The organism is Paraburkholderia sp. 35.1, from assembly GCF_050436525.1.
GTDB lineage: Bacteria > Pseudomonadota > Gammaproteobacteria > Burkholderiales > Burkholderiaceae > Paraburkholderia > Paraburkholderia tuberum.
Window position 1 is genome coordinate 708,813 of record NZ_JBNDMJ010000003.1, and the last position, 16,981, is coordinate 725,793.

Below are 16,981 nucleotides of genomic sequence, written 5' to 3' on the forward strand. Positions count from 1 at the left end.
ATGGCCGATCGGCCAGGGCGCACTCGGCCGAACGCGGGTGATGGTGGGCGAGCCCGCCATCTCGGCGTCCGCGCACCGGCCCACGGCTACTTGCGGGCGCCGCGCAGCTCGGTCACGATCCGCTGCAGCGTCTCCGGCGTCGCGAGCGCCGGGTCGATTGGCTCGCCGACGGCGAGGCTCAGCCGGCTCATCACACCTTTGCTGATCGGCCGCGGCCAGGTTGCGTCCACCGCGCGCGAAAACACGCTGCCCCACAGCCCGCGCAGCGCCATCGGAATGACGGGCGCCGGCGTCCGCCTGACGATCTCGGCGACGCCGTGGCGAAACGGATTCAGCTCGCCGGTACGCGTCAGCTTCCCTTCGGGAAAGATGCAGACGAGTTCGCCGTCCGCAAGCGCCTGCGCGCACAGGTCGTACGCACGCGCGAGCAGCGCCGCGTCCTGATGTGCGGACGCGATCGGAATCGCCTTCGCGTGCCGGAACAGCCAGCCGACGAACGGCGAGCGGAAGATCCGGTGGTCCATCACGAAGCGGATCGGCCGCGGGCTTTCGGCCATGATGACGATCGCATCGACGAAACTGACGTGGTTGCACACGAGCACCGCCGCGCCCTGCTCCGGAATCCGCTCCGCGTGCACGAGCCGGATCCGGTAGAACGTATGCACGAGCAGCCACGCGATGAAGCGCAGCAGGAACTCCGGCGCGAGCGAATAGATGTAGCCCGCGACGACCACATTCAGAAGCGCGGTGACGAGGAAGATCGCCGGAATACTGAAGCCCGCGGCGGTCAGGCCCACCGCCATGAGCGCCGACACGATCATGAACAGCGAATTGAGGATGTTGTTCGCGGCGATGATGCGCGCGCGATGGCTCGGCTGACTACGACTCTGGATCAGCGCATACAGCGGCACGCTGTAAAAGCCGCCGAACATCGCGAGCAGGAACAGATCGGCGAGCACGCGCCAATGCGCTAGCCGCGCGAGAAATTCGCCAACGCTGAGCAGATGCCCCGGCGGCGGCAGCGCGTGGCTCGCGAAAAAAAGATCGATCGCGAACACGCTCATGCCGATCGAGCCGAGCGGCACGAGGCCGACTTCGATCCGCCGCTTCGAGAGCCGCTCGCACAACAGCGAGCCGATGCCGATGCCGATCGAGAACGTGGCGAGCAGCACGGTCACGACGTCGGGATCGGCGGACAGCACGTCCTTCGCGAAGTTGAAGAACGACGCGAGGAACGTCGCGCCGACGAACCACAGCCACGAAATGCCGAGCAGACCAAGAAACACCGTGCGGTTTTCGCGCGCGAGCTTCAGATTGCGCCACGTTTCGCTGACCGGGTTCCAGTTGATGCGCAACCCGGGCTGCGGCGCGGGCGTAGCCGGCACGAAGCCCGACACGGCGCGCCCGATCAGCGCGATCGCGATACACGCGCAAGCGAGCACCACCGCGCCATGCTCGGCGAACCCCGCGCCCGCGCCGCCGACGATCGTGCCGATCAGGATCGCGACGAAGGTGCCCATCTCGACCATGCCATTGCCGCCGACCAGCTCGGCCTGCGACAGATGCTGCGGCAGATACGAGTACTTGACCGGCCCGAATACCGTCGAATGCACGCCCATCAGGAACGTGCACAGGTACAGCAACGGCGCGGCATGCAGCCAGAACCCCACGCCGCCGACCAGCATCACCGCGATCTCGAAAGTCTTGACGAGGCGCGTGAGCAACGCTTTGTCGTACTTGTCCGCGATCTGGCCGGAAGTGGCCGAAAACAGCACGAACGGCAGAATGAAAATCGCGGAGATCAGGAACGCCGCGGTTTTCGGGTCGACGCCCGAAAACCGCGCCGCCTGATACGTGACGAGCGACGTGAAGCCGATCTTGAACACGTTGTCGTTCATCGCGCCGAGAAACTGTGTCCAGAAGAACGGCGCGAAGCCGCGCTGGCCGAGCAGGCGGAACTGGGATTCGTGCGCTTCGTGCGCGCGAGCGGCGCGGCGGGCAGCGGGCAACGGACGATCGTTCATGAAGTCAGGAGAACGGCGCGGAAAAATGGCGATGACGCGGGCGGCACGGCCGGCAAGCGGATCGCCGCGACTCGCGCACGCGGCTCCCGCAGTCCGTCCGCACCAGCTCCAGACAATCGGGTAGGAGGCGGGGTTGCCCCCGCCGTCCTCCCACAACACCGGACGTACGGATCACGTATCCGGCGTTTCCTGACGACTGGATTGCTCCAGCGAGCTTCGTTTCGTTCGTCGTGTCGCCTGTCGTTCAATGGACACCCCAACCTCTCTCAGGCTTCCGGCCGTCAAGTTTGATCGCAGGCTCCCGGCTGTGCCGAGACTTGTGCCCAAACGCTCAGAGAGCACGCGTGACTATCCACTCTCGTCAGGTTCGGCCCTTCACTGCTCCGGTTCCGAGCCGCTACTATGGCCTCTGCTGACTCCCGCCAGCCCATCCCGGCACCTTGCGATGCCAGTAGCACAAGGCAGACTGACGGGGCTCCCAGGGTAATGCGCGCGACCTTCCTGCTTATGCCTGTCGGATCTACGTCGTGGCGTTCCGTGCAAGTATTGGGCTTTACAGATCTTGGACTGCTCACCCCGCCACACCGCCTGATATCCGCTTCCTGTTCGTCAGGCCAGCATTTTGCCTGCGGCTTCCTTCAGATTCCGCCTTACGACGGACACCCTTGCCGTTCAGCTAGCACTTCCCCTTGCCGGGTGTGCAGAGGACTTTCACCCCCAAGTCATCCGGCTCGCCACCACAGCGGGTCGGACAGCGCCAGTCACGGCGCTACGCGCCATGCCTGGCGCACCAAAAAAAGCGCCCGCTTGCGCGCGCGCCCTGTCGGCGGATTCGCGCTCGCGGCGACGGCCGGAGCGCGACCTTCGAGCCACGCGCATCAACGCGCCGGCTGCTGGTCCTGTCCTTCCTGCTCTTCCGGCCAGTCGCGGATATAGGCCTTCAGCATGCGGTTCTCGAACCCCTGCTCCTCGACCACCGCCTTCGCGACGTCGTAAAACGAGATGACGCCCATCAGCGTGCGGCTTTCCATGACGGGCAGATAGCGCACGTGATGCTCGAGCATCATGCGGCGCACTTCGTTGACGTCGGTTTCGGGCGTGCAGGTGAGCGGATGGTCGTCCATCACCTTGCGGATCGTCGAGGTGCCGACGCTGCCGCCGTTCTCGCTCAAGGTCAAAATGATTTCGCGAAACGTCAGCATGCCGACGAGGTCGCCGTACTCCATCACGACGAGCGAGCCGATGTCGTGCTCGGCCATGGTATTGACGGCGTCATGCAGCGTGGTATCCGGCGTGACCGTAAAAAGGGTATTGCCCTTGACTTTAAGAATGTCGCTGACTCGCATGATCTATCTCCTGATACCGCCAATCTTGCAGTGCATGAAATGTTTTTTCGATCCTATCGGAAAGGCCCATAAAAGGAAAGCGGCCCGCCAGCCAAGGCGCGGCGGGCTTCGGAGACTCCAATTCGTCTGACTTCCAGATTGCGAGCATGCCCCGCTCCCGGCACGAGCCGCAGGAACCCGCGGGAAAACCGCGCTTGAAGCGGCGCGCGCCAATGGTAGGATGGCCGCCCACCCCGATCTTTCGCGAGGCCGCTCGCGGCCCGCCGCCCACGATGTCCGCCAACCGTTTCGATACGCTTGCGCTGCACGCCGGCGCAGCCCCCGACCCTGCCACCGGCGCGCGCGCGACGCCGATCTACCAGACCACGTCGTTTTCGTTCCGCGACTCGGATCATGCCGCCGCGCTGTTCAACATGGAGCGCGCCGGCCACGTCTACTCGCGCATCTCGAATCCGACCGTCGCCGTGTTCGAGGAGCGCGTCGCCGCGCTCGAAAACGGCGCCGGCGCGATCGGCACCGCGAGCGGCCAGGCCGCGCTGCATCTGGCGATCGCGACGCTGATGGGCGCGGGTTCGCACATCGTCGCGTCGAGCGCGCTGTACGGCGGCTCGCACAATCTGCTGCATTACACGCTGCGACGCTTCGGTATCGAGACGACCTTCGTCAAGCCCGGCGACCTCGACGCATGGCGCGCCGCGCTGCGCCCCAACACGCGCCTGCTATTCGGCGAAACGCTCGGCAATCCGGGCCTCGACGTGCTCGACATCGCCGCGCTCGCACAGATCGCGCACGCGCACCGCCTGCCGTTGCTGGTCGACTCGACCTTCACGACGCCCTACCTGCTGCGCCCCTTCGAGCACGGCGCCGACCTCGTCTACCACTCGGCGACCAAGTTTCTCGGCGGCCACGGCACGACGATCGGCGGAGTGCTGGTCGACGGCGGCACGTTCGACTTCGAGGCTTCCGGCCGCTTTCCCGAATTTACCGAGCCGTACGACGGTTTCCACGGCATGGTATTCGCCGAGGAAAGCACCGTCGCGCCGTTCCTGCTGCGCGCGCGTCGGGAAGGCTTGCGCGACTTCGGCGCGTGCCTGCATCCGCAGGCCGCGTGGCAGCTGCTGCAAGGCATCGAGACACTGCCGTTGCGCATGGAGCGTCACGTCGTCAACACACGGCGCGTGGTCGAGTTTCTCGCCGGTCATGCGGCGGTCGAATCGGTCGCCTATCCCGAGTTGCCGACGCATCCCGACCACGCGCTCGCCAGGCGGCTGCTACCGCGCGGCGCGGGCGCCGTGTTCAGCTTCAACCTGCGCGGCGACCGCGCGGCCGGGCGCGCCTTCATCGAAGCGCTCACGCTCTTCTCGCACCTCGCGAACGTCGGCGACGCGCGCTCGCTGGTGATTCAACCGGCATCGACGACGCACTTCCGCATGGATGCCGCCGCGCTCGCCGCGGCCGGTATCACCGAAGGCACGATCCGTCTGTCGATCGGGCTCGAAGATCCGGATGACCTGATCGACGATCTCAAGCGCGCGCTGAAAGCCGCGCAAAAAACCGCGCAACCGGCGAGCGGCGGTCGTACCGCAACGCCGAGCAGCGCCTCGCAACAGACCGCCACTGCCGCGCCCGCCGCCACGAGCACCCCCGCCCGCCCGGAGTCCGCATGATCGTCATCGTTCAAGGCAAACCGGCCTACGCCTACACCGGCGGCAAACCCTTCGACGCGAGCCTGCCAACCGCCGTGTTCATCCACGGTGCCGAGCACGATCACAGCGTGTGGGCGCTGCAAAGCCGCTACTTCGCGCATCACGGCTTCGGCGTGCTCGCGGTCGATCTGCCGGGCCACCGACGCAGCGCCGGCCCCGCGCTCGTCAGCATCGCCGCGCTGGCCGACTGGCTCGCTGCGCTGCTCGACGCCGTGGGCGTCACGCGTGCGTTCGTCGCCGGTCACAGCATGGGCTCGCTGATCGCGCTCGACTTCGCCGGCCGCTATCCGCAGCGCGCAACGCATCTTGCGCTGCTCGCCACCGCGCTGCCGATGACGGTCTCCGACGCGCTGCTCGACGCCGCGCTCAATCGCGAGCCCGAGGCAATCGGCATGGTCAACCAGTGGTCGCATTCGACGCTCGCCGCGAAGCCCTCGTGCCCCGGCCCCGGTTTCTGGCTGCACGGCATGAACCAGCGGCTGATGGAGCACGTGTCCGCCAGCGGCGAGCCGCATCTGTTCCACACCGACTTCACCGCCTGCCATACCTATGCGGACGGCCACGCTCGTGCGGCGCAGGTGCGTTGCGCCACGCGCCTGATCGTTGGCCGGCGCGATGCGATGACGCCGCCGCGCGCGGCGAAAGCACTTGCCGATGCGCTCGCGCAGGCGGGCACGCCAGTCGACACCGTCACGCTCGATGCGGGCCACGCGTTGATGACCGAGCAACCCGACGCGACGCTCGATGCGCTGTACGGCTTCGCTTCGCGGCCGCCGCACGAAGCGCGCTGATGGGGCGCGCGATGGCCGCTCGCCGCGCGCCTCGGTGCTCCGCGGGCGGCCGTCGGGAATGCCGTTGCGAATCGCCACCGAATCACTACCGAATCACTACCGAATCACTACCGAATCACTACCGAACGACCACGATACCCACGCCGAACCCGCCGCGCCATCTGCCGAATGGCCAGGTTGCGCCAGGCAGGCGATCGCCGGAGAATGATTGAAGCTGTCTTTCTCAGCCTCCGGAGGCCGTCATGGCTCATACAGCACATACCGATCACTTCACGAACTTCGCGGAGTTTTATCCGTACTACCTGAGCGAGCATCGCAATCTCGTGTCGCGGCGGCTGCATTTCGTCGGCTCGCTCGGCGTCATTGGCTGCCTCGCGATGGCGCTCGCCACCGGCAACTGGCTATGGTTGCCGGCGGCCGTGGTGTGCGGCTACGGCTTCGCGTGGGTCGGCCATTTCTTCTTCGAAAAGAACCGGCCTGCCACCTTCCGTCATCCGTTTTACAGCCTGATGGGCGACTGGGTGATGTTCAAGGACATCTGCGTGGGGAAGATCTCGTTGTAGTTTTATCGGGGCGGCTCGAAGTCTGGCCGCCCTATCACGCTGCCTGGTGCGGCATCGAAGCCGCCGCGCGCTCGCCATCGCCGGGTCGCGCCGCCCGTGCCGCCGCGCGCGAGGCGAGCAACGCGGCGAGCGTCACCTTCAGCTGGTCGTTGTCGAGCGCGGCGAGCAGCATGCCGCCGTCCACGCGTGTGGAGTCGAGTTCGAGCTGATACGTAAGCTCCGCGCGGTCGATCACGAACAGGTCGTACAGCCGCTGCACGGTCACCTGCACCGGGTTCGCGAGGAGCACGAAGTGCGGGCCGGTATGGTCCTCCTCCAACCGCGCGATCCACTCGATCTCCTCGAGACGCTGCAACAGCATCAGCGTCGTATCCTTGTCGCGGCGAAGCATCCGGGCAAGCTCGGGCATCGTGTAGCCGCGTCTGCCGCCCTCACGCGCCTCGCACAGCCGCGCGAGCAATTCGAGCGAATCGAACAGATTGCTGCCATAGAACACAGGGCGGTGAAACTGACCGATGCGAATCGCCGGCAACGCCGATGCGATCATCGCGCCGGTCAGCGTGATGAACCAGCACAGGTACATCCACACCAGGAACAGCGGCACCGCGGCGAACGCGCCGTACACCGCCGTATAGGTCGGAATACGGCGCACGTAGTAGCCGAAGCCGCGCTTGGCGAGCTCGAACGCGACCGCGGCGATCACGCCGCCGACCACCGCGTCGCGCCATTCGACACGGCAGTTCGGCAGATAAACGTAAAGGATCGTGAACGCGAGCATCGTGAACGGCAGCGAGGCGCTCGCGAGCGCCCATTCGATCAGCGGTGTGATGCGCTGCGCGGCGCTAAACGACATCGATTGCGTGAACACATACGACGAGATGGACAGGCTCACGCCGATCAGGATCGGACCGAGCGTGATGATCGCCCAGTACACGAGAATGCGCTGCGCGACGGGCCGCGCCTTGCGCACGCGCCAGATCACATTGAACGCGGACTCGACGGTCATCATCGTCATCACCGCGGTGACGAACAGGATGATCATGCCGATCGTGGTCAGCCCTTTGGCCTTCGATGCGAACTGGTTCAGATACTTGAAGATCTGATCGTTCAGTTGCGCGGGCATCAGGTGGTCGGCAAGAAAAAACTGCAGCGACGCCTGGAACGAGCTGAAGATCGGAAACGCGGTGAACAGCGCAAACGCGACGGTGGCGAGCGGCACGAGCGCCAGCATCGTCGTGAACGTCAGGCTGCCCGCGACCTGCGGAATCCGGTCCTCGCCGATGCGTTGCGCCGCGAATTGCGCGAGCCGTTTGAGCGTGTCGAGATCGAAACGCATCCTAACCAACAAAACTGCCTCCTTGCTTGCTGAACCGTCAGACCGGGACTGCGGGAACTCCGCGCGGCGTTTGGCCGAAGCTCCTGGCCGAACGGCTATGAGCGGCCTGTGCAACTGACCGAACCCCTATAATACCCGTTCAATGATGAGGCCTATGAAAGACATTCTCGTGCTTTATTACAGCCGTCACGGCGCCACCCGCGAGCTCGCGCTGGCAATCGCGCACGGCGTCGACAGCGTCCCCGGCATGCAGGCGCGCGTGCGCACCGTGCCGGCGGTTTCCACGGTTTGCGAGGCGAGCGAGCCGGACATTCCCACCGAAGGACCACCGTACGTCGAGCTGCGCGACCTCGAAGAATGCGCGGGCCTCGCGCTCGGTTCGCCGACCCGCTTCGGCAACATGGCGGCCGCGCTCAAATACTTTCTCGACGGCACCACGCCGCAGTGGCTATCCGGTGCACTGTCGGGCAAGCCGGCCTGCGTGTTCACGTCGACCGGCAGCCTGCACGGCGGCCAGGAATCCACGCTGCTGTCGATGATGCTGCCGCTGCTCCATCACGGCATGCTGATCGTCGGCATTCCATACACGGAGAGCGCGCTGTCCACCACGCAGACCGGCGGCACGCCGTACGGCGCCTCGCATTACGCGCGCGCGGGCACGACCGGCCATGGCATCTCCGCCGACGAACGGACGCTGGCGATTGCGCTTGGTGCACGCGTTGGGCGCACGGTGGCGTCGATGTCCGAAAGGCCGTGAGCGTAAAGCCGTGAACGAACCGGATCCGCAACCCACCGAGCGCGACGACGCCCGTCGTGACGCGGGTGGCGCTGAACTCGCGGCCACGAATTCCGGGGGCCACGCGAACGCGGCGCCCGCAAGCCTCGCGGCCAACGCGTCGGCATCTACAACCGTCGCGCCCGTGCAACCCAAAGCTGCCGCCGCGCTCGTCGCCGCTTTCACACTGGTCTCGATGATCGTGCTTGCCGTCGCATGGGAATGGTGGCTCGCGCCGTTGCGCTCTGGCGGCTCGCTGCTCGTGCTGAAAGCGTTGCCGCTACTCTGCGCGTTGCCGGGCGTGTGGCGACGTCGGCTTTACACGATGCAATGGGCGTCGATGCTGATCCTGCTGTATTTCGCCGAAGGCGTCGTGCGTGGCTGGAGCGATCATGGCTTGAGCGCGCGGCTCGGCTGGCTTCAAGCGGCGCTCGCCATGATCTTCTTCACCTGCGCACTCGCGTATGTCGGACCGTTCAAGCGCGCGGCGAAACGAGCCGCGAAGCAGGCTGCAAAGCAGGCTGCAAAGCAAGCCGCCAGCGAACCGATCCCGCCCGCCTGAGGCCCAAGCCCCAACACCTTCAACCGATCCACATGACCCACACCGCTTTTCTCGCCGCCTGCCGCGACGCCATCGGCGCGACTTACGTACTGACCGATCCGCACGACACCGCTCCCTTTCTGACCGACTGGCGCCGCCGCTACACCGGCGCGGCCTGCGCGGTGCTGTGCCCGGCCACGTCCGCGGAAGCCGCCGCGCTCGTCAGGCTCGCGGTCGAACATTGCGTCGCGCTGGTGCCGCAGGGCGGCAACACCGGCCTCGCGGGCGGCGCGACACCCGACGCGAGCGGCGCGCAGGCGGTCATCAGCCTGCGCCGCCTGAATCGCGTGCGCGACATCGATCCGCACAACAACACGATCACGGTCGAAGCCGGCGTGATCCTCGCCGACGTGCAGAAGCACGCCGAAGCGGCCGGGCGTCTGTTTGCGCTGAGCCTCGCCGCCGAAGGCAGCTGCACGATCGGCGGCAATCTGTCGACCAATGCGGGCGGCACCGGCGTGCTGCGCTATGGCAACACGCGCGAGCTATGCCTCGGCCTCGAAGTGGTGACGCCGCAAGGCGAACTGTGGGACGGCCTGCGCGGGCTGCGCAAGGACAACACCGGCTACGATCTGCGCGACCTGTTCATCGGCGCGGAAGGCACGCTGGGCCTGATCACCGCGGCGGTGCTCAAGCTGCATCCGCAGCCGGCCGCGCGCGTCACCGCGCTCGCCGCGCTCGCGTCGCCGCATGCGGCGCTCGATTTTCTCGCGCTCACGCAACGCGTCGCCGGGCCGCTCCTGACCGGCTTCGAACTGATGTCGGATTTCTGCCTGCGCCTCGTCGGCCGGCATTTCGAGCAGATGCGTTATCCGTTCGCCGAACCACATGCGCAGGTCGTGCTGCTCGAACTGTCGGACAGCGAAAGCGAAGTGCACGCGCGCACGCTGTTCGAGGGGCTGATGGAAACCGCGCTCGAACAAGGTCTCGTGGAAGACGCCGTGGTGGCGGAAAACCTCGCGCAGTCTCGCGCGTTCTGGAATCTGCGCGAGCACATTCCGCTCGCCCAGGCCGAGGAGGGCCTGAACATCAAGCACGACATCGCGGTGCCGATTTCACGCATCGGCCACTTCATCGAAGCGACCGATGCGGCAATCGCGCAAGCCGCGCCGGGCGCGCGCATGGTCACGTTCGGCCATCTCGGCGACGGCAATCTGCACTACAACGTGCAGGCGCCCGAGGGCGTCGATGCGAAGGCGTTTCTGCGGCAGTACCAGAGCCCGATCAACCGGATCGTCTACGACAGCGTCGATGCGCATCGCGGCAGCATCAGCGCGGAACACGGACTCGGCCAGTTGAAGATCGACGAAGCCGCCCGCTACAAGCAGGACGTCGAGGTGCGGATGATGCGCGCGATCAAGCAGGCGCTCGATCCGCTGAACCTGATGAATCCGGGCAAGGTGCTACGCTAATATCTGAAGCCTGCGCGATCCGGCGCGCAGGCGTTTTGCAGGAGTCGCGTCCGTGAAGATTCGCGTGCTGTCCGATCTGCATCTGGAAAACGACGAGCCTGAACTGATCCCGCATGCGCAGGCGGATCTCGTGGTGCTGGCGGGCGACATCCACAATCATGCGGCTGGCCCGCGCTGGGCCGCGCAGGCGTTCGACGACACGGTGCCGGTCGTCTACGTGCCGGGCAATCACGAGTACTACGACGGTGAATTCGGCGCGCTGGAGAGCGCGATGCTCGACGCGGCCGCGCAGGTCGACAACGTGCATATGCTGAACAACGCCGCGCTGGTCGACAGCCAGGGCCGCTGGCGCGTGCTCGGCACGACGTTGTGGACCGACTTCGCGCTGTACGGCGCGACGCCGGATGCAATCGAGGAATCGATCGTCGCCGCGCGCCGGGTCATGCTCGACTATCGCGGGCTGATCCAGATGAACTGGCCGCACGACCCGCGCGACGCCGCGCGCGACTTCACGCCCGCCGATTCGCTCGCGCTGCACCAGCATGCGCGCGCGTGGCTCGAAAGCGAGCTTGCCAAACCGTTCGCCGGCCAAACGATCGTGGTCACGCATCACGCGCCGCATCGGCTGAGCCTGGCCGGGCGTTTTGCCGAAGACCGCGTGTCGGCGGGCTTCGTCAACCATCTGCCCGAGCTCGTGCGCGCGCCTGTCGCATTGTGGATTCATGGCCACACGCATACGTCGTTCGACTACGTGGCGGACGGCACGCGCGTCGTGTGCAATCCGCGCGGCTATTTCGACCGGCGCACGCGCCAGTGGGAAAATCCGCTGTTTGCGTGGGACAAGGTCGTCGAGATCTAGCGGGTGCTAGCGGGCCTCTTGCGTCAGATCAACCCGCCGCCGCTCACCGCTCGCGCCGCGGCGCATCCTGTGACTCGACCTCGACCGGCACGAGCTGCGGCTGCTGTTCGCGCATGCGGCGCAGCAGATCGCGCGACGCGGCGACGCCGATCAGTCCAAACATGACGGCCAAGCCGATCATCAGGTGCGTATCCATGAGTGTGTCGTCCTTCAGTGGTTGCGAGGCGCCGAACGGCGCCGAATCCAGCGCGTCCGGCCGGAGCGGCGGCGCGTGAACGACACGTTAACAAATCGACTGCGCGTGAGAAGTAAAGAAATGTTGCGGCGCGGCGCGTGTGTAACAGGCTGTCACGCCGCGTGCCCACGCCGCGTGCCCACTCCGCGTGCCCACTCCGCGTGCCGCTCGAACGTCAATGCATGACGAGCAGACCGTTCAGGTCCGCGCGAACTGCCGCAACTCCTCCTGATCCGCCGCCAGCGTCGAAGGCAACTCGTCGCGCAGGAATTCGACCCACGTGCGGATCTTCGCATCGAGATACTGCCGCGACGGATACAGCGCATACAGATTCATCTGCTGCGACGTGTACCCGGGCATCAGCCACAGCAGTTCGCCGCTGCGCAAACGGCTGATCGCCGAGTAGATCGGAATCAGCGCTACGCCCATGCCCTGGGCGACGGCCACGACCATCGCCTCGGCCACGTTCACCTGAAACGTCGCCGCGCCGAGCGAGACCACTTCCTCGCCGTTCGGGCCGTCGAAGGTCCATTTGTCCGGCGGATTCACCGGCGTCACCATCTGCAGGCAGGCGTGCTGCGCGAGGTCCGCAGGCGTTTGCGGCACGCCGCGCCGTTCGAGGTACGCCGGCGACGCGCACACAATGCTGAACGCGCTGCCAAGGCGCTGCGACACGAGCCCCGAATCCGGCAGGCCGGTCGCGAGCGTCAGCGACACGTCGAAGCCTTCGTCGAGCAGATCGGGCATGCGCTGCGCGAGCGTCAGTTCGATATGCACGTCCGGGTAGCGCTGCTGGTAACGGCCCACGGCCGGCACCACGTAGTGCTGGCCGAAGCTCGTCATCGCGTGAACCTTCAGCTTGCCGGACGGACGCGCGTGCGCATCGCTCGCCTCGGCCTCCGCCTGATCCACGTACGCGAGAATCTGCTCGCAGCGCTGCAGATAGCGCTCGCCAGCTTCGGTCAGCGCGATGCGGCGCGTGGTCCGGTTCAAAAGCCGCGTGCGCAGATGCGCTTCCAGATCGGAAACCGCGCGCGACGCGTAGGCCGTCGTCGTATTCAGATGCTGCGCGGCGCCCGTGAAGCTGCCCGCTTCGACGACGCGGACGAAAACGCGCATGTTTTGAAGCGTGTCCATACCTATCCTCAGAAATCGGCAGCGATTGTTACACGATCAGCAATGGCGATTGTCTCATGTCTGGTAAAAATGCCTTGCATCCTTACCGGTTATTCCGCAATCGATCAAAAAATATAATTGCGCACAAGCTTCTATAGTCAAATTTGGAGGAAATCGTGCAGTCTCCGGTACCCAAAGGGATCGCCGCAGCCGCGGTTCTTACGATCCTATTAACAATCGCCGGATGCGCAAGTACCGGAGGCGTCGCGCCGCAAACGCACACGATCAATCCTGCGTCGCTCGACGCGGGCAACGCAATCCGCGCCGCCAACGCCGACGCGCAGTGGCCCGCCGCCGACTGGTGGCGCGCCTATGACGATCCGCAGCTGGACCGGTGGATCGGGGACGCGCAAGCCGGCAATCCCAGTCTCGCGGTCGCCCAGGCGCGCGTGCGTGAGGCGGCGTCGATGGCCGGCGTCGCGCGCGCGGCGCTCGCGCCGCAAGTCAACGGTAGTCTGTCGATCCAGCGCCAGCAGTGGGCCGACAACGTGTACTACGGTCCGGGGCCGCTCGCCGGCGAGCAGTCGTGGAACAACACCGGCACGCTCGGCCTCGCCTATCACCTCGATTTCTGGGGCAAGGACAAGAACGCCGCCGAGCGCGCGCTCGACCTCGCGCACGCCAGCGCCGCCGACGCGCGCGCCGCGCAGCTCGAACTGCAGGCGAACGTCGTGCGCACCTATATCGAGATGTCGCTGAACTACGCGTTGCTCGACATCGCGAAGGCCACGCTGCAGCAACAGCAGCAGATCGTCGACCTCGCGAACCGGCGCCTGAAGGGCGGCATCGGCACGCAGCTCGAAGTGAGCCAGGCCGAGACGCCGATGCCCGAGTACGAGCGCCAGATCGACGCGATCGAGGAGAAGATCGCGCTCGGCCGCAATCAGTTGGCCGCGCTCGCGGGCAAGGGTCCGGGCGCCGGCGACGCGATCCAGCGCCCGGCGCTGTCGCTCGCCGCGCCCGCTGGTCTGCCGGCCGCGCTGCCCGTGGATCTGATCGGCCACCGGCCGGACGTGGTCGCGGCACGCTGGACGGTCGCCGCGCAGGCGCGCGGCATCGACGTCGCCAAGGCCGGGTTCTATCCGGACATCAACCTGCTCGCGTCGATCGGCGGCTATGCGGCGATGGGGCCGCTGTTCCAGTTCCTGAAGAGTCCGTCGCATAGCTGGAGCGTGGGTCCCGCGCTGACGCTGCCGATCTTCGACGGCGGCCGGCTGCGCTCGCAGCTCGGCGCGGCGTCGGCGGGCTACGACGAGGCCATCGAGCGCTACAACCAGTCGATCGTGGGCGCGCTGAAGGACATCTCGGACCAGGTGATCCGCATCCGTTCGCTGACCACCCAGGCCGACGACGCCGACCGCTCGGTCGCCGCCGCGCGCAGGAACTACGAGCTGTCGCGCGAAGGCTACCGGCGCGGCTTGACCGACTACCTGAACGTGCTGGTCGCGCAAAACCAGTTGCTGCGCGCGCAGGAAGGTGTCGCCAAAGTGCAGGCCGAGCGGCTCGGCGCGCATGCGTCGTTGATGACGGCGCTCGGCGGCGGTCTCGACGATCCGGCCAACGGTCCGCGGGATAACGAAACGTTGCCGGCGCATGGCAAGGGCAGCGGCGAGAGCAAGAGCGACGCGGCGAGTAGCGACACGGCAACAGCAGATGCCAACGCCAGGACCAACGCAGCCATCACCGCCACCACCGCCTCGCGCGCCTTGAACGCGCCCGCGTCCGAGTAAGGAAGGCCATGTCCTCCTCGCCCTCCCCGTCGAGCGCGCGCCCCGCCTCGTTCGCCGCGCTCTACGAAGCCGCCGCCCACTGGGCGCGCACCGACGGCCTCGTATGGATCTATCTGTTCAAGGCGCTCGCCGCGTGCTTCCTCGCGCTCGGCATCGCGATGAAGCTCGATCTGCCGCAGCCGCGCACCGCGATGACCACCGTGTTCATCGTGATGCAGCCGCAAAGCGGCGCGGTGTTCGCGAAAAGCTTCTATCGGATCTGCGGCACGCTGGTCGGTCTCGTCGTGATGCTCGCGCTGATCGGACTGTTCGCGCAGCAGCCGGAGCTGTTCCTCGTCACGACCGCGATCTGGGTCGGCATCTGCACCGCCGGCGCCGCGCGCAATCGCAACTTCCGTTCGTACGGCTTCGTGCTGGCGGGCTACACGGCCGCGCTGATCGGCATCCCCGCTTCGCAGCATCCGGACGGCGCGTTCCTGAGCGCGCTCACGCGGGTCGCGGAAGTGGTGATCGGGATCATCTGCGCGGGCGCGGTCAGCGGCCTCGTGTTTCCGCAGTTCGCCGGCCTGCAGATGCGCAGCACCGTGCGTGCGCGCTTCTCCGCGTTCGTCGAGTACGTGTCGGCGTCGCTTGCCGGGCGCAACGACCGCGCCCAGATCGAGGCGACCAATGCGCGCTTCGTCGCCGACATCGTCGGCTTCGAGGCCGCGCGCAGCATCGCCGTGTTCGAAGGCCCCGATTCGCGGATGCGCGGCGGGCGCCTCGCGCGTCTGAACAGCGAGTTCATGACCGCGTCGACGCGCTTTCACGCGCTGCATCAGCTGATGAACCGTCTGCGCGACAGCGGCACGCACGGCGCGGCGATCGCGATCGCCGCGCTCGAACCGTACTTCAAGGAGATCGCGCCGTTGCTCGCGAAGTCGGGCGAGCCGGTGCTGAGCGCGGCCGACGCCGCGCACGCCGCGGCCCAGCTCGACACCTACAGAAGCGAGTTGCCCAAACGCGTGCGCGCGACGCGCGACGAGCTCGAAACGCACCCCGACGCACCGTTGCTCGATTTCGACACGGGCGCCGAGCTGCTGTACCGCTTCATCGACGACCTGCATGCGTACGCGGCGACCTACGCGTCGCTCGCGGTCGACAAGCACGCGCGCGAACGCTGGATCGAGCGCTACGAGCCGAAAACCAACGCGATCGCGGCCTGCGTCGCGGGCCTGCGCGCGGCCATCGTGATGATGGTGCTCGGGGCGTTCTGGATCGCCACCGCGTGGCCGAGCGGCTCGACGTTGACGCTGGTCGCAGCGGCCGTGTGCGCGCTCGCGTCGGCGTCGCCGGATCCGAAGCGCACCGCGTTCAAGATGGCCGGCGGCACGGTGCTCGCGACGCTGATGGGCATGATCGCGGTGTTCGGCGTGTATCCGCACATCGACGGCTTCGTGATGCTGTGCGTCGCGCTCACGCCGTTCCTGCTGCTCGGCGTGTTGATGACCACGCGTGCGACGCTCGCGGGCTACGGCGTCGGCTACTGCATCTTCTTCTGCTTCCTCGCCGGCCCCGACAACGTGATTCACTACGACCCGAGCGCGTTCATGAACGACGCGCTCGCGCTGGTGCTGTCGATGCTGGTGTCGTCGATCGCGTTCGCGGTGCTGCTGCCGCCGTCGACGCCGTGGCTGCGCAACCGCCTGCTCGTCGACCTGCGCCGCCAGGTGGTGCTGGCTGGCCGCGCGGGTCTGGCACGCGTGCGCTCGCGCTTCGAAAGCGGCGCGCGCGATCTGATGTTCCAGATCAACGCGCTGTCGCAGAACGAGCCCGAAACGAAGCGCGACACGCTGCGCTGGCTGTTTTCGGTGTTGGAGGTCGGCACCGCGGTGATCGACCTGCGCCGCGAAATCGCGACGCTGCCCAACGAGCCGCGCTACCACAAAGCGGCACCGTGGCGCGTCGCGCTGCGCGCGCTGCGCGACGCGCTCGCGGCGCTGTTCGAGCGGCCGCGGCAGCAGCACTTCGCGCGCGCGCTCGCGGCGACCGCCGATGCGATCGCGCAAGTGCAGCAACTGATGGCCGGCTTCACGCCGTCGCGTGAAGAACGCCATCAGCTGCTGCGCATCCTCAGTCAACTGCATTTCATCCGTACCGCGCTGCTCGATCCGCAGTCGCCGCTTGCCTCGGCGATCGGCGCGCGCGCGGACGCATCAGAAGAAAAAGGAGTTCCTCATGCCGCGTGATATCGCCGTGCTCGATGCCTATGTGCCGGCCATTGTGCTGCTGTTCATCGCGGGCGCCGCGCTGACCTGGCTCGTCGATCGCGTGATCGCCTATACGGGCCTGTATCGCGTGGTGTGGCACCCCTCCCTGTTCCGGGCCAGCTTGCTCGTGTCCGTGTGCGGCCTTCTCGGCCTCGCCGTTTATCGTTGATCAGAGTCG

Annotated in this window: 15 protein-coding genes; 10 read left to right on the plus strand and 5 right to left on the minus strand. The window is 66.7% G+C overall.

What is annotated here, in order from left to right; all coding sequences use genetic code 11:
* Window positions 1-86: 86 nt before the first annotated feature.
* On the minus strand, window positions 87-2,024 hold the full coding sequence (locus OKW27_RS23275; protein WP_429335014.1) for an MFS transporter: 1,938 nt from the start codon (window positions 2,022-2,024) through the stop codon (window positions 87-89).
* Between the two features lie 878 nt (window positions 2,025-2,902).
* Window positions 2,903-3,370, minus strand: coding sequence for a CBS domain-containing protein (locus OKW27_RS23280; RefSeq protein ID WP_018421164.1), 468 nt, complete (start codon window positions 3,368-3,370; stop codon window positions 2,903-2,905).
* A gap of 272 nt (window positions 3,371-3,642) precedes the next feature.
* On the opposite strand from OKW27_RS23280, the gene OKW27_RS23285 reads away from it, so the two are divergent.
* The 3 genes from OKW27_RS23285 (at window position 3,643) to OKW27_RS23295 (ending at window position 6,430) form a co-directional block, all read left to right on the plus strand.
* On the plus strand, window positions 3,643-5,037 hold the full coding sequence (locus OKW27_RS23285; RefSeq protein WP_429335015.1) for an O-acetylhomoserine aminocarboxypropyltransferase: 1,395 nt from the start codon (window positions 3,643-3,645) through the stop codon (window positions 5,035-5,037).
* On the plus strand, window positions 5,034-5,867 hold the full coding sequence (locus tag OKW27_RS23290) for an alpha/beta fold hydrolase (protein WP_429335016.1): 834 nt from the start codon (window positions 5,034-5,036) through the stop codon (window positions 5,865-5,867). Before OKW27_RS23285 ends, OKW27_RS23290 begins: the two co-directional genes overlap by 4 nt.
* Window positions 5,868-6,109: 242 nt before the next feature.
* Window positions 6,110-6,430 carry a DUF962 domain-containing protein gene (locus tag OKW27_RS23295; RefSeq protein WP_090801002.1) on the plus strand — a complete coding sequence of 107 codons (321 nt, stop codon included), beginning with the start codon at window positions 6,110-6,112 and terminating at the stop codon, window positions 6,428-6,430.
* Window positions 6,431-6,464: 34 nt separating this feature from the next.
* Here the strand turns inward: OKW27_RS23295 and OKW27_RS23300 are convergent, their stop codons facing one another.
* The gene (locus tag OKW27_RS23300) at window positions 6,465-7,778 is read right to left on the minus strand and encodes a YihY family inner membrane protein (protein ID WP_429335017.1); all 1,314 of its coding nucleotides are present in this window, start codon (window positions 7,776-7,778) and stop codon (window positions 6,465-6,467) included.
* A 142-nt stretch (window positions 7,779-7,920) separates the two neighbouring features.
* Here OKW27_RS23300 and wrbA point away from each other — a divergent pair, with 142 nt between their 5' ends.
* Genes wrbA through OKW27_RS23320 form a run of 4 tightly spaced genes read left to right on the plus strand, consistent with a single transcriptional unit; the run spans window position 7,921 to window position 11,413 of the window.
* On the plus strand, window positions 7,921-8,523 hold the full coding sequence (wrbA, locus tag OKW27_RS23305; RefSeq protein ID WP_429335018.1) for an NAD(P)H:quinone oxidoreductase: 603 nt from the start codon (window positions 7,921-7,923) through the stop codon (window positions 8,521-8,523).
* Between the two features lie 10 nt (window positions 8,524-8,533).
* On the plus strand, window positions 8,534-9,103 hold the full coding sequence (locus OKW27_RS23310; protein ID WP_429335019.1) for a DUF2069 domain-containing protein: 570 nt from the start codon (window positions 8,534-8,536) through the stop codon (window positions 9,101-9,103).
* 32 nt (window positions 9,104-9,135) lie between these two features.
* The gene (locus OKW27_RS23315) at window positions 9,136-10,554 is read left to right on the plus strand and encodes an FAD-binding oxidoreductase (protein WP_187631430.1); all 1,419 of its coding nucleotides are present in this window, start codon (window positions 9,136-9,138) and stop codon (window positions 10,552-10,554) included.
* Window positions 10,555-10,606: 52 nt separating this feature from the next.
* Window positions 10,607-11,413 carry a metallophosphoesterase gene (locus OKW27_RS23320; protein WP_429335020.1) on the plus strand — a complete coding sequence of 269 codons (807 nt, stop codon included), beginning with the start codon at window positions 10,607-10,609 and terminating at the stop codon, window positions 11,411-11,413.
* Window positions 11,414-11,456: 43 nt separating this feature from the next.
* Here OKW27_RS23320 and OKW27_RS23325 read toward each other — a convergent pair whose 3' ends face one another.
* Both OKW27_RS23325 and OKW27_RS23330 read right to left on the minus strand, forming a co-directional pair.
* On the minus strand, window positions 11,457-11,609 hold the full coding sequence (locus tag OKW27_RS23325) for a hypothetical protein (RefSeq protein WP_167544144.1): 153 nt from the start codon (window positions 11,607-11,609) through the stop codon (window positions 11,457-11,459).
* A gap of 237 nt (window positions 11,610-11,846) precedes the next feature.
* A complete protein-coding gene (locus OKW27_RS23330) occupies window positions 11,847-12,785 on the minus strand; it encodes a LysR family transcriptional regulator (protein ID WP_429335021.1) in 939 nt (312 codons plus the stop codon).
* Window positions 12,786-12,940: 155 nt separating this feature from the next.
* On the opposite strand from OKW27_RS23330, the gene OKW27_RS23335 reads away from it, so the two are divergent.
* Genes OKW27_RS23335 through OKW27_RS23345 form a run of 3 tightly spaced genes read left to right on the plus strand, consistent with a single transcriptional unit; the run spans window position 12,941 to window position 16,972 of the window.
* Window positions 12,941-14,554 (plus strand): efflux transporter outer membrane subunit, encoded by a 1,614-nt coding sequence (locus OKW27_RS23335; protein WP_429335022.1) that lies wholly within the window; start codon window positions 12,941-12,943, stop codon window positions 14,552-14,554.
* A gap of 8 nt (window positions 14,555-14,562) precedes the next feature.
* The gene (locus tag OKW27_RS23340; RefSeq protein ID WP_429335023.1) at window positions 14,563-16,782 is read left to right on the plus strand and encodes an FUSC family protein; all 2,220 of its coding nucleotides are present in this window, start codon (window positions 14,563-14,565) and stop codon (window positions 16,780-16,782) included.
* The gene (locus OKW27_RS23345; RefSeq protein WP_018421177.1) at window positions 16,772-16,972 is read left to right on the plus strand and encodes a DUF1656 domain-containing protein; all 201 of its coding nucleotides are present in this window, start codon (window positions 16,772-16,774) and stop codon (window positions 16,970-16,972) included. The genes OKW27_RS23340 and OKW27_RS23345 overlap by 11 nt, the downstream gene beginning before the upstream one ends.
* Window positions 16,973-16,981: the final 9 nt, after the last annotated feature.

What these genes read in the sequence shown, in the direction of transcription:
- OKW27_RS23340 (WP_429335023.1), top strand. Translation starts at nt 14,563, where the DNA reads ATGTCCTCCTCGCCCTCCCCGTCGAGCGCGCGCCCCGCCTCGTTCGCC.
- OKW27_RS23290 (WP_429335016.1), top strand. Translation starts at nt 5,034, where the DNA reads ATGATCGTCATCGTTCAAGGCAAACCGGCCTACGCCTACACCGGCGGC.
- OKW27_RS23330 (WP_429335021.1), bottom strand. Translation starts at nt 12,785, where the DNA reads ATGGACACGCTTCAAAACATGCGCGTTTTCGTCCGCGTCGTCGAAGCG.
- OKW27_RS23315 (WP_187631430.1), top strand. Translation starts at nt 9,136, where the DNA reads ATGACCCACACCGCTTTTCTCGCCGCCTGCCGCGACGCCATCGGCGCG.
- wrbA (WP_429335018.1), top strand. Translation starts at nt 7,921, where the DNA reads ATGAAAGACATTCTCGTGCTTTATTACAGCCGTCACGGCGCCACCCGC.
- OKW27_RS23295 (WP_090801002.1), top strand. Translation starts at nt 6,110, where the DNA reads ATGGCTCATACAGCACATACCGATCACTTCACGAACTTCGCGGAGTTT.
- OKW27_RS23280 (WP_018421164.1), bottom strand. Translation starts at nt 3,370, where the DNA reads ATGCGAGTCAGCGACATTCTTAAAGTCAAGGGCAATACCCTTTTTACG.
- OKW27_RS23345 (WP_018421177.1), top strand. Translation starts at nt 16,772, where the DNA reads ATGCCGCGTGATATCGCCGTGCTCGATGCCTATGTGCCGGCCATTGTG.
- OKW27_RS23325 (WP_167544144.1), bottom strand. Translation starts at nt 11,609, where the DNA reads ATGGATACGCACCTGATGATCGGCTTGGCCGTCATGTTTGGACTGATC.
- OKW27_RS23285 (WP_429335015.1), top strand. Translation starts at nt 3,643, where the DNA reads ATGTCCGCCAACCGTTTCGATACGCTTGCGCTGCACGCCGGCGCAGCC.
- OKW27_RS23275 (WP_429335014.1), bottom strand. Translation starts at nt 2,024, where the DNA reads ATGAACGATCGTCCGTTGCCCGCTGCCCGCCGCGCCGCTCGCGCGCAC.